9 protein-coding genes are annotated in these 12,345 nt (G+C 45.9%); 3 read left to right on the top strand and 6 right to left on the bottom strand.

Annotated elements, in window-relative coordinates:
- Positions 1–21 precede the first annotated feature (21 nt).
- Positions 22–1,593, top strand: a complete 1,572-nt coding sequence (locus FIM25_RS07015; RefSeq protein WP_139447717.1) for a complex I subunit 4 family protein — start codon at positions 22–24, stop codon at positions 1,591–1,593.
- Positions 1,594–1,693: 100 nt separating this feature from the next.
- Positions 1,694–3,127, top strand: coding sequence for an NADH-quinone oxidoreductase subunit N (locus FIM25_RS07010; RefSeq protein WP_246052064.1), 1,434 nt, complete (start codon positions 1,694–1,696; stop codon positions 3,125–3,127).
- Positions 3,128–3,909: 782 nt separating this feature from the next.
- Here FIM25_RS07010 and FIM25_RS07005 read toward each other — a convergent pair.
- The 3 genes from FIM25_RS07005 to FIM25_RS06995 form a co-directional block, all read right to left on the bottom strand.
- On the bottom strand, positions 3,910–4,320 hold the full coding sequence (locus FIM25_RS07005; RefSeq protein ID WP_139447715.1) for a hypothetical protein: 411 nt from the start codon (positions 4,318–4,320) through the stop codon (positions 3,910–3,912).
- Between the two features lie 185 nt (positions 4,321–4,505).
- A complete protein-coding gene (locus tag FIM25_RS07000) occupies positions 4,506–5,090 on the bottom strand; it encodes an LPP20 family lipoprotein (RefSeq protein ID WP_139447713.1) in 585 nt (194 codons plus the stop codon).
- Between the two features lie 350 nt (positions 5,091–5,440).
- The gene (locus FIM25_RS06995) at positions 5,441–6,643 is read right to left on the bottom strand and encodes a murein transglycosylase domain-containing protein (RefSeq protein WP_139447711.1); all 1,203 of its coding nucleotides are present in this window, start codon (positions 6,641–6,643) and stop codon (positions 5,441–5,443) included.
- Positions 6,644–7,102: 459 nt separating this feature from the next.
- Here FIM25_RS06995 and FIM25_RS06990 point away from each other — a divergent pair, with 459 nt between their 5' ends.
- A complete protein-coding gene (locus FIM25_RS06990; protein WP_246052062.1) occupies positions 7,103–7,681 on the top strand; it encodes a lysophospholipid acyltransferase family protein in 579 nt (192 codons plus the stop codon).
- 35 nt (positions 7,682–7,716) lie between these two features.
- On the opposite strand, the gene FIM25_RS06985 is transcribed toward FIM25_RS06990, so the two are convergent.
- The 3 genes from FIM25_RS06985 to FIM25_RS06975 all read right to left on the bottom strand — a co-directional run bounded on the left by FIM25_RS06985 (position 7,717) and on the right by FIM25_RS06975 (position 11,995).
- The gene (locus tag FIM25_RS06985; RefSeq protein WP_139447707.1) at positions 7,717–8,490 is read right to left on the bottom strand and encodes an NYN domain-containing protein; all 774 of its coding nucleotides are present in this window, start codon (positions 8,488–8,490) and stop codon (positions 7,717–7,719) included.
- Positions 8,491–8,735: 245 nt separating this feature from the next.
- Positions 8,736–9,641: a universal stress protein gene (locus FIM25_RS06980; RefSeq protein ID WP_139447705.1), complete on the bottom strand. Its 906-nt coding sequence runs from the start codon at positions 9,639–9,641 to the stop codon at positions 8,736–8,738.
- A gap of 119 nt (positions 9,642–9,760) precedes the next feature.
- The gene (locus FIM25_RS06975) at positions 9,761–11,995 is read right to left on the bottom strand and encodes a hybrid sensor histidine kinase/response regulator (RefSeq protein ID WP_139447703.1); all 2,235 of its coding nucleotides are present in this window, start codon (positions 11,993–11,995) and stop codon (positions 9,761–9,763) included.
- Between the last annotated feature and the right edge of the window lie 350 nt (positions 11,996–12,345).

The raw sequence follows: 12,345 nt of genomic DNA, 5'->3' as shown, positions 1-12,345 counted from the left end.
GACCCGGATACGGTATTTACGATGACAAATGCTCTGATTTATAACAGCCTGGGGTATCCTATTCTTTCGGTGGTGCTGCTGACACCCCTTGCCGGTGCTGCCTGCTGTTTTTTCATCCGGAACCAGACAGTCCTGAAATTCTGGGGGCTGCTGGTGACGCTTATGACTGCAGCTTTGAGCCTTCCCCTCTGGACTGCCTTTGACAGGACTACGGCTGACTATCAGTTTGTGGAGCAGCTGGACTGGTTTCCGAGTATCGGGCTTTCCTATCAGCTGGGTGTGGATGGCATTTCCGTGCTGCTTGTGCTGCTCACAACCCTGATCATGCCCCTTTGCATTCTCTGCTCATGGAAATATATAGAGCATCGTCTTGCAGAATTTATTTTTGTCATTCTTGCCATGGAAACCGCCATGATAGGCGTTTTTGTCAGCATGAATACGGTGCTTTTTTATATTTTCTGGGAAGCTATGCTGATTCCCATGTATCTGCTCATTGCCGTATGGGGTGGTCCGCGTAAGGATTATGCTGCAATAAAGTTTTTCCTTTATACCTTCATCGGCTCCATTTTCTTCCTTGTGGCCATTGTTGCCCTGCGGGTTAAAACCGGTACCTTTTTTATTCCTGACCTCATGGCTGCGGAATACAGCTTTGCATGGCAGGCCTGGATTTTTGCCGCATGCGCTCTGGCCTTTGCCGTAAAAATTCCAATGTTTCCCTTCCATACCTGGCTTCCGGCTGCCCACGTGGAAGCACCTACGGCAGGCTCGGTTATTCTGGCTTCCATTCTTCTGAAAATGGGTGGTTATGGTTTTCTGCGCTTCTGCCTTCCCATGGCTCCCCAGGCTACGGAGATGTTTGCTCCTTTTCTCATTGCACTTTCGCTGGTGGGTATTCTCTATGGGGGATATCTGGCTTTGGGTCAGAACGATATCAAAAAACTCATTGCCTACTCCTCTGTCGGCCATATGGGCTTTGTCACTCTGGGCATTTTTCTGCTCAATGACGAAGGTGTCAAGGGTGCCATGCTGCAGATGATAAACCATGGCATTACAACGGGTGCCCTCTTTATCTGTATAGGCATTATCTATGAGCGTACCCATTCCAGGGACATTGGAGATAATTCGGCCTTAGGCATGTTCATGCCAGTATATGTTACTTTCCTGGGAATATTTTCCCTTTCTTCTCTGGCTTTTCCCGGAACCAACAGCTTTGTAGGTGAATTCCTTGTGCTCATGGGTGCCTTCCGGAGCCAGCCTCTGGTGGGAGCCATTGCCATTCCCGGAGCCATTCTGGCAGCCGCTTACATGCTTAGGCTTCTTCAAAAAATGGTATGGGCTAGCAGTGACGGTCATATCCATCACCATGACGAGGTGGTCCTTGAAGGTGGACATGGGGAAGATCATGGTCATGGAAGAAAGCTGTGGGATCTCGATCTTCGGGAAACTGCATGCCTGACATTTCTTGTGGTTTTTGTTTTCTGGATAGGGTTGAATCCCCAGCCTGTACTTTCCGTAATGGATGCCAGTGTTACTCACCTGCTGGAGCAGGTGGCTGCAGGGCAGGGAACTGCTGAAGCTCTGACCGGGCACTGATAAAAAGGAAAATGCATTCCATGTCTGGCCTGAATGAAGAAACAGGGCTTTTTTGCCCAAGCCATATGTTGCCAACCTCAAGGTTTAGGATCGATACGCCATGTCTATGATGGAATTTCTCCCCGAACTGGTCCTTATCGGGATGACCCTGATTTTTTTCGGGCTTTCCCTGTTCAATGCAGGCTCCGTCCTCGTGGGAAGGGTGGCCCTTGGGGGTGCAGGGCTGCTGGTTCTGGCCTCCTTTGCGGCCCTGAATGCAGAAGGCATGCTCTTTTTTGATGCCTATCGTGTGGATCTTTTTTCACAGACCTTTAAACTGCTCATAGCCCTTGGTTTTCTGGGTGTTTTGTCTCTTTCTGCGGGTTTTCCCGGGGTCAGGCGGGAAATTTCATCCGAATATGCCATGTTTCTGTTCATTTCTACCATGGGACTGACCTTCCTTGTGAGCAGTGTGGAGCTTCTTACCATTCTCCTTTGCCTTGAGATTTCTTCCTTTGCCCTTTATGTGGCCATTCCCATGCGTAAAGGCGCCCACCGGGTTCAGTATGAAGCGGGTATAAAGTATGTGCTGTTTGGTGCCCTTGCCACCGGTATAACCGTTTTTGGTATGAGTTATGTGGTAGGTCTCACAGGAACCACATACCTTTCGGAGCTGGGCCCCGTACTTCCGGAGCTGGTTCGTAGCGAGCCTCTGGCACTCATTGGCCTTTTGATGATTCTGACGGGTTTTTTCTATAAGCTTGCCATGTTTCCCATGCATTTCTGGACTCCGGATGTGTACGAAGGTGCAGCCAATGAAACCACTGCCTTTGTGGCAACACTGCCTAAGATTGCTGCCGTTGCTCTGCTTATCCGTTTTGTTGCTTCCAGTGGTGCGGATACGGGGCATCTGATCTGGATACTTTCGGTCTTTGCTGTACTTTCAATGACCTACGGGAATCTTGCCGCCCTTGTTCAAAATGACATTAAGCGCCTTCTGGCCTTTTCCTCCATTGCCCATGCGGGTTATGTGATGGTGGGTATTCTTTCTGTGGGGCCTGAAGGCTTTGCTTCGGCCATCTATTATGTCTTCGGTTATATGGTGATGACGCTTGGGTGCTTTTATGTCATCTGCCAGGTTGCACCGGCTGGTGAAAATCTGACCTTTGAGGGCTTAAAGGGGCTGCACAGGCGTTCTCCACTTCTCGCCCTTACCCTTGCCGTTGCTGCCTGCGGCATGGCTGGTATTCCACCTGCTGTGGGTTTTCCTACAAAGTTTCTTGTGTTTACAGCAGCCATTGGTAAGGGATATTTTGGCCTTGTCATCCTTGCTGTAATCAATGCGGCCATATCTGCTTTTTACTATCTGAAACTGGTGCGGGCAGCTTACGCCCTTCCGGAAAATGAGCCGGCTGCCGAAGAAAGAAAAGGCTTTGCTCTGGGTTTACCCGTAGCCGCCTTTGGTGTTTTTATCACTGCGGTTATTCTGGCTTCAGGTCTTTTCCCGGAACCCATTGTGGCCATGGCAAGGGAAGCTGTCGGAGCCTTGCTCTAGTTAAAGCCCATCTTTTATAAAAATATTTATTTGCCATTTCATCTAAGGGGGGTAAGGGGTCATCTTAATGACTTTTTAGCCCCTTTTTTTATATTTTACTTTATAAAGCATCATCCGTTAACACACTTGATTTTTTCTGATGCTTTAATGATAAATCTTTGTCTTAAAAATAGCCGGGCGGAGTATAGAGCCTCTGGAGACGCAAAAAGTTTGAGCTCAAATCCACAAGGTACAATATTGTCTCCTGATTTTTCTATGGTTTTATAGGTACTGTCATACTTAGTATTGGTCGGAGTATGTGAAGGTAGATAAAAGATGTTGGTTTGATAACGGCAGTTTATATCTTGCCGAAAATGGGGACGTGGTCGTTGAAGGAGCTCTCTTTATTTTACCCGACGTCTATCTTGGTTTTATCATAGTATTATGGCTTGGTTGTTATGTGATAATGATCTGGTTGAAAAACTGGATGCGGGTTAATCCCTACGATTTCATTGCTATATTTTGGTAGGAGTAAAACCTATCCCTACCGTTTTTATGAGATAAGCTTTGCATGTATAAAATATAGTGGTAGTCAGATAAGATTAAAAATCTACTATATTATTAGGATTTATTGTGTTTCGGTTTATTGTTTTTTAATTTCCGGTATTACTAATAAGATCTAAACGCACTCGACAAAGCATTCGCTCTTTACTGTCTAATCACAATGATCAGGGTGTTTTATCTACGTCGAGTGGGAAATGAACTTTTTAGTAAAAGAAATTTTCTTAAACTGTAAAGCTTATTTATTGTGTCAGCATCCAGACATAAAGTTCAGAGCTTGATGGGTCATGCCACATCTGTCGTATAACTGCATGGATGGTTTCCCCTGAGGTTGTCTGAATGCTAACAGAATCCATATGGGTTGAGGCGCTGTCACGGGTGCCAGTGGTTTGGACCGCCTGCCATGATTCAACTTTAGTTCCTTTTTGCCTTGCAATTTCATCAATGGCTCTGGATATGGCAAGGTTGCGCTGGGCATTGGGACCATGGATATGCGGCCGTGCAATTCCAACGCCGCCGATTTTACCGTTAATAGAAGGATTGTAGATAAACGAAGGCCTATCGTTGCCTCGGGGAGCTGCTGGTGTATTGTGCTGGGTGCAGGCCATGATCAAGGCTGATATTAAAAGGATAGGCAACGCTTTTAAAATCATGGAGATAAGTCCTTTCACAGGTACATCATTAAAATATATCTTCGGCTATTTAAAAAACATGGAAGATCTGAGTTTTCAGAATATGGTGTTTCATATAAAAAAAATTTTGAACTCATGAATCCATTGAACTTATTGGGCCATGAAGATTAAGAGCAGACCGCTTTGCAGCGGTCTGCTTTATCATTTTAGTTAAAATCTTGGAATTCTTTACTGATAACTGCGTCCAGTTCATCATGGGCTTTTTTGGCCTGGAATTGCTGCCAGAGAGCCTGATCGTTTTTATAGGATGTGGTGACAGCATCCCTTGCTGCTGCACGTACAGATTCAGGTTCCACAACCATCCATACGAACAGCTCCCCGTTGGGAGCACGCCACATGGAACGCATTCTGGAACCTGCAAGGGTTTCATTGGCCACCTGACGGGATACCTGTGAGGATACGCGGTCTACGGTTTCATCATCCCCGAGGCCTGTGGCCTGGGTAAAGTTTTTTACCATGTTCTGTACCTTGACGCTCATCTGTCGTGCCAGCTGATCCCTTCCGTCGGCAAGAGCTTCGTTTCTTGCAAAGGCAAAGCCGGCTTTACCAATTCTTGAGGTTCCAACGGCAGAGACTCCCCCTTCGAGTTCGGGGTTAAAAACCCATGAAGGAGCATCTTTATACTCATCGGGCATACCTGTGTCCGCTACAGGTGCTTGTTTAGGAGTACAGGCGCCTGCCAGTGCAATGATTCCAGCTAACAGTATCATTTTTGCTAGTTGTCTTTTCATAAAGCCCTCCTGGTTGGTATGGTTTGTTTTTATTGACTTCTCTATTTTGTTTGCAAGATCCGGGGATAGATACCACAGACCATAAATCTAACTTTAAGGGTAGGGAAGAAATAACTTTTCAGTTAAGATATATTATTGGGGTCAGCTTTTTTAGATTATATATTCCACTTAATTTTTTATATACTAAATTTTGATTATTATGAAAAGGTTTTAGTGCTATTTAGATATCTGATTCGAGTTAATAATAAAAATGTTGCTATTGGCTATGAGAATCAAAGACAATTAAAGAAATTAAAAACAGATTTTGTAATTGGCTCTATCTTTAAATAAGATAGTTTTAAAATCGTCCATCATCGTCCTGAATAGCTTGTCTGGTAGCCTTTGTAGCGGGGAGTAACTTTTTTCATATAATTTCTTGTTTCATCATAGGGAAGATCTGCAACCAGCTTGTTATAAACCTGTTCAGGGGTTAGCTTGTTGATGGTTTCTGCGGCTCGGCGGATGTTTCTGTTTCCTGTAAAGGCCCGGGCCACGTTTCCTGCACCTGTGTTGTAGGCCGCAATACTGCAGTAAAGTCTGCTTTCAGGATTCTGTATGGACGAAAGGTAGCGGTAGTAGAGGATGTGCAGGTATGCGGCCCCCATTTTTATGTTGTTGTCTGCGTTGTAAAGGTAGGATGGAGATAAGAGTTTCTGCTCACCATATACGAGCTGGGAGGCATCTTTTCCTGCGGAACGGGGAACAATCTGCATGAGACCGTAGGCAGGGATATGGGATTTGGCCATGGGGTTGAAGGAACTCTCACTGTGCATTATTGCAACGACCAGAGCAGGATCGATTTTGTACTCTCTTGCGTATTTTATGATTTCTTTTTCATAGGTGCCTGCTTTGTCGCTGAGTCTGACATCGGGGAGGGTAATGGTGAAGCTGTGAATCCGGTTACCGGGTTGTGGTGCAGGTCTTTGGGTTTCCACACTTTTCTGGGCAAGCTCATTTACGGTGCGGTTGACCTGACGGTTGGAAGGGCGATCTGTACCGGTAAGTGTTTTAGTGAGAATGGGTTCCGGCTTTACCTTGTCCGTCAGAACGTTATCGGAGGCTTCTATGACCCGTTTTTCAATATTACGGGAGAGGGTGTCGTTCTCAAAAGCCTTTGCAGAGGTGGCTGTCACAAGATTTTTAATTCTTTCCTGTAGTTCCTTGTGGAGATTATCTGCTTTTTCAGGAGCCTGGATTTCAACGGTGATGGTATTTTTTTCATAGTCCACCAGTGTTCTGTTTTTCATGTCCCGGCTGTATTCCACCCATTGGGTGGGTGTGCTTAAAACCTCATCTCCCCAGTTTTTTTTGATTTCATTTTTAAAATTGTTGAACTCTTCTTCTATGATTTTCTGATATTCCTGAAACTCTTTGTTAATTTGTTCCTGATAGGAAACAAAGGCGGACTGCTGTTGTTTCATGTAGTCTTCAAAGGACTGGGCAGTACTTGAAGGGGGCATGATCATGAGGGCCGGAAAAATCAGGGCCAGAATGCCAAAGGGTAAAAAGCGCATGACAGAACTCCTTTGTTTGTGGATGAAAGACTTTTCTTTTGCGGCTTAATGTTTTACAGCTTTTTATGATTGGCTAATGAAGCAGATCTGTGTTTTTATATTTATCAGGTAAGCTTGTACGGGAGTATGCTTTATTTTAATGACAATTTGTATCATTACAGGCCATGAAAAATCCATTAAAAAATGATGTGATGTCCATGTTGTGTATGAAGCTGCCGGCAATCGGTACTGTATCGAAGGCCCGGCAGAAAGAAAGGAAGGGAAAACATGTTCTGGAATCGTCTGGTTTCATTTCTTTTTGTTTTATCTATTATGGTTGCAGGCCCATTTTTTTTCGCAGGTGCTCTTATAATTAAGCTGTTGACCAGGCCCTTTGATCCAAGGATGCGTTTTTTACACCTGTATGCCTGTTTCTGGTCCACCTGCCATTACTGGACTATGCCAACATGGAAATTTGTGGTGAGTGGGAAAGAACATATTGATAAAAATGCCACCTACGTGGTGGTGTCCAACCATCAGTCCCAGTTGGATATTCTGGCTGCATTCCGGACGTTTTTCCATTTTAAGTGGGTCTCTAAAATAGAAGTATTCAAGCTCCCCTTTATTGGATGGAATATGCGCCTTAATGAATATATCCCTTTAAAAAGAGGGGATAAGGACAGTATTCTTGAAATGCTGGAAAAATGTCGGAAAACCTTGAAAGAAGGTAATTCCGTTTTTATTTTCCCAGAAGGTACCCGCAGTGAGACAGGTATCTTGCGCCCATTTAAGCCAGGTGCCTTTCAACTGGCCCATGAATTGAAACTGCCCATTCTGCCCATTGCCATTGATGGAACAAGGGAAGTGCTTCCCAAGTACAGTCTTGAACTTAAAAGCCGAAACCCTATGAAAATACAGATTTTGCCGCCAGTTCCCTATGAGAGCTTTCAGCATATGAGTGTGGAGGAAACCGCAGCTTTTTTCCGTAAAAAAATTGGCGCCCATGTCAGTGCCCATACGGAGGATGCTGAAGAACCCATGCTCGTGAGAACTGCATAAATTTGTTTTAGACCTTCAATTATTCATAAGGGGGATCAGCGCCACTGGAATTCACAGACATCCGTGGCCTTCGGGCCTTCGGGTGTCTGTATCAGATCAAACTCAAGGATGATCTGCCTGTGTTTAAGTTCTGCCACATAGCGGGTGTCCACGGACTCTTCGTCAACGGTAATGTCATTGATATGGCAGAAAATATCATGTCTGAGATCTGTGGCTCCCAGCCCTGTGCGCATGGTAATGAAACCAAATCCCCGGTCCTCATTATAAGCATGGAGAATCCCCCTTTTTCGGGTCTGTCCCGTATCGTTGCCCAGAATGCCGGGGATGAGAAAGCCGGAAAAGTGATTGTCCACTTCTCTCATTAGATCTCCGCTTGTATTGGCAAAGGAGAGAAGGTCCACCCGTTTCCCCCGGTTCTGAAGTGCCCTGACCAGACGGAGAAAGTCTCCGTCTCCGGAGCCCACAAGGATATAATCCAGATTTTCAGACTGAAGGATGGCGTCTACTGCAAGGTCAAGGTCGGCATTGGCCTTTACCACAAGTTCTCCTTCGGAATCATAATAGCGCCGGACCTCTTTTCTGATCAGATGAAAACCGTTTCTCCGGATGGCAGCCCTGTAATTTTCGTTGCGGATTCTGTAGCCCGTGTCCTGACGTTCCCGTTCCACATCGACCGCAAGGTAGGCATTGGCCCGGAGTACAATGGTTCCTTGGGTCTCCACAAGTTCCTTGATGATTTCATAGCGAATGCCCCAGCCACCATTGCGGCTTAAGTTTTCCATATCCAGAAAGATTCCTGCCTTCAGCATTTCTGCTCCTTTTTATTTGATATATCCCTGTTAAAAAATGGATTGATTGCTAAGGGTACAGGGATGGGTAGTGTATTAAAGTATGCTGGCATATTATCCAGATTCTTGAATGCTTCCCAAAAATTTTCTTCATACCTTATTATCTTAAAGGAGCAAAGTGTAAATCCTGAAATCCGGATCTGTCAGGAAAGGATTTCAGGATTTGAAAAAAGACGTGTAATCGGGCATCAGCCTGTTTTTTTGACTCAGTGCACGGACATCACAGGACAGGGGTTTTCCCTTATAAGCCTGTCCGTAACAGATCCCATCAGCATGGATTCGGCAAGAGAAATTCCCCTGGAACCAACAATGGAAATATCAATTTCTGAGGTCATGGCATATTTGCGCAGCTCTGTATGTGCCTCACCCATGAGGATACGGGTTTTGTAATTGCACCATGTTTTTGCTTCCTCAGGTACCAGAGAGTCGAGCTTTTCTTTGAGTTTCTGCATTTCTGCCTTCTGATGGCGGACACGGTCTCCAGGAGGACCTTCGGCAAGGAAAGCTTTGTGCTGGTTTTCTGAAACGGTATGTACAATGTGAAGTTCTGCCTCGAATTCCTGACAGAGACTCAGACCGTATCGCAGGGCCATGGTTGCGTGGTATGAAAAATCATAACCCACCAGGACGTGTTTTAAGTCAAGGTAAGGACCTTCGGGGGTATTTTTCAGCGCTTCGGGCTCAATGTCCCTCATAATGAGCAGGGGAACCTTCAGAGTACGGATCAGTTCTTCGGATGTGGAGCCCATGAAAAATTTTTTAAGTCCCGATCCCGGGCGGGTGGTCACGATAACAAGATCTGCATCCAGTTCTTCGGCAAGCTCTGTTATTCGTGTTGGCGGATGGCCTGTACGGACAAGACTTTTCCATGGAGTTTGAACCTCTTCCATGGCAAGGGCCATTTTTTCCTTTGCCCTTTGTTCCATTTTTTTCTCATAGCCATTGGGATCCCGCATGCCTTCAGCATAAACAAGAGGAATGGGGTCAATGATGGAGCAAAGGAAAAGTTCTGCATTCAGGGTCCGGGCCAAGGCTGTAGCATAACGGATACCTTGCCTGGCATAATCCGAAAGATCTGTAGTGCAGAGAATGCGGTTAATCTGAATACGCATGATCTGCCTCCTTTGGTTGGAGAGAAGGGAAGGAGCGGTTTCAGGGACAAGTAAATATAAATATACTTTAAAACGGAAGGATTCTCAATACAAGGGGGCTGAAGATTTCTTTTTGAATTTTATCCTGTCTCGCAGATGGCACGGTGAATATTTCGTGCAAGATCTGTGAAGGTGTAGGGTTTTTTTATAAGCCCCATGGCCCCCAGCGCCAGCGCTTCCTTTGTCCTCTCGTTTTCTGAAAAGCCGGTGACAAGGAGAATCTTTAGATCCGGAAGAAGGCTGCGCATGTGGCAGAAACATTCAAGGCCATCCATGCCTTTTGGCCCCATGATCATGTCGAGGAGGACCAGATCCGGCAGCAGAGATTGAAGTCCTGCAAGGGCTTCTTCTCCGCTGGATACCGTTGTGACCCTGTATCCGAGTTTCTCAAGAATCAGGGTGCTTATTTCCCGCTGTTCAGGAAGATCATCCACCACAAGGATATGTTCCCCGCTTCCTTCAGGGCTGTAGTCTTCTTCTTCTGTGCAGAGAAAAAGCCCCGGTGTTACGGGAAGATATATGGAAATGGTGCAGCCTTTTCCCGGTTCACTGTCCACAAAAATCTGACCATGGTGATCCTGCACCGTACTCCAGACTACGGCCATACCAAGCCCCGTTCCCGAACGGCCCATTACTTTTTTTGTATAAAAAGGTTCGAAAATTTTTTCTTTATCTTCGGGGGCAATTCCCATGCCCGTATCCTGTATCCGTATCAGAATTGCACCATGGGGAAAGACTTCTGATGTTTTTATGTCTTTGGAGGTTTCAATGAATATCTGGCCCCCTTCTGGCATGGCTTCTGCCGCATTGGAAACAAGGTTCATGATCATTTTTCCAAGGTGCAGCCCGGAGCCTCTTATCAGATCCAGATCTGGGCTAAGGGATGTATGAATCCTAACCTCTGGATGAAAGGAGCAGAGCTTTTCATGCTCAGGCGTGGAAAGGTAATCCAGAATGACAGCATTCATCTGTATGCCATTTTCTGTGCTGACGCCACGGCGGGCCAGGGTAAGCAGGTCTTCAACTATCTGTGCTGCTCTCTGGCCTGATTTCTGGATAATGCGAATCCTCCTGTGCATGGTGCTGTCTTCGGGAAGATCCTGAAGCAGCAGATCCGGATAGCTGACAAGTCCGGAAAGCACATTGTTCAGATCGTGAGCCACACCACCGGCCAGCATGCCCACGGCTTCCATTTTCTGGGCTTTGGTGAGCTGGCTTTCCAGTTTTTTTCGCTGGGCTTCGGCCCGGACCCTGCCGGAAATATTGCGTACAATGGCAAGAACCGTATCTTTTGTTGCAGCCACCATACGTGCTTCAAAGTATTCACTGTTCTCTTTGCCCATATACAGGCTGTATTCAAAAACTATTGGTTTATGTGTATCAAGGGCCCTTTCAATGTTCTTTTCAATCAGTGCGGAGATGTGTTCCGGAAGAACTTCATGGGCCTGTTTATGAAGAAACTTATCAGCGTCAATAAAAAGCTGAGTCTTATCACCCTGAAAATCCAGAAAGGCCCCGGTTCTGTCAAACTGGAATATCATATCCGGAATGGCATCCAGAAGGGCCTTGCGTCTTGCCTCGCTGTTCAGGGCTTCTTCTTCGGCTTTCTTTCTCTCCTTTACTTCTGCCTGAAGTTCTTTGTTCATCATTTGAAGGACATTTTCCCTGGCTTTGATGCGGCTGGCCATATCCTGTATTGTGCTGGCAAGGGTTTCCATTTCCCTGTGGCGGACTCGGGTGAAGGCGTGGTCAAATCTTCCGTTCCCCACATGTTTAAGGCTTTCTGAAAGAGACTTGAGCAGAGGCTTCATAAAAAGACGGGAGAGAAGCCCAATGCCAATGTAAATGGCCATGAGGGAAAGTCCCAGTACCCAGAGGGTTTGGTTGCGCAGGCGTGCAAGGTCCTTTTTGTATGGTTCTCTGGAAAGGTAGAGATCCATGGAACCTATGGTGTTCCCATTGTTCCGGATATTCATGCTGGTCATCTGGGAGGGATCAGGGTTTTTGTCCTGTATGGAATCAAAGAAGACATGGCCATGGATGTCCAGGATACGGATACCGGTCATGGGGTCATTCTGGGTAAAGGCAATCGCAATGCGTTCCAGTTGGGGGATATCCATATGCCACAGGGGGACAGCCAGAACATCGGTCAGACGCTGGGCATTTTCTTCGGTTTGGGATCGGAAAGAAGTGGAAATCTGTCGGGCTTCCCTTGTAAAATAATAAAATACAAGGGGGATTTGAAGGATAAATACCAGCAGAAAAACACTGATGGAAAGATCCCTTGAAAGGCTGCGCTTGGATGCAGGAGGCATGGGGCTTGACTTTCATGCTTCATAAGGGGTCATACGGAGGCTTTTAAGCATACACTGACATATCAAACTTGTTAGCATTCTGAAGAGAAAATGGCAATCACTTCCTTTTACCCAAATCCTCCATCAAATTAATCCACACCCCTCCTGTGGTGTTTCGGGAGGCTTTTTTCAGCCCTCAACGGGGCGGTGAGGATTCAAAAATAATTATTTATGAGGAATAATTCTCAAATATGAGACGCAACACTCAGAAAAAATCAATACACAGATTTTTTTGGCGTAGCTATCCCTTTTGAGTCAACAATCTAAAAACTATTCTTCTGCCTTGGTACTGAGTCAGGCTGGTCTAAGCC

The organism is Desulfobotulus mexicanus (assembly GCF_006175995.1).
In the GTDB taxonomy this organism is placed as follows: Bacteria; Desulfobacterota; Desulfobacteria; order Desulfobacterales; family ASO4-4; genus Desulfobotulus; species Desulfobotulus mexicanus.
The sequence above is the reverse complement of the archived record's forward strand: the minus strand, read 5'-3'. Positions and strand labels throughout refer to the sequence as shown.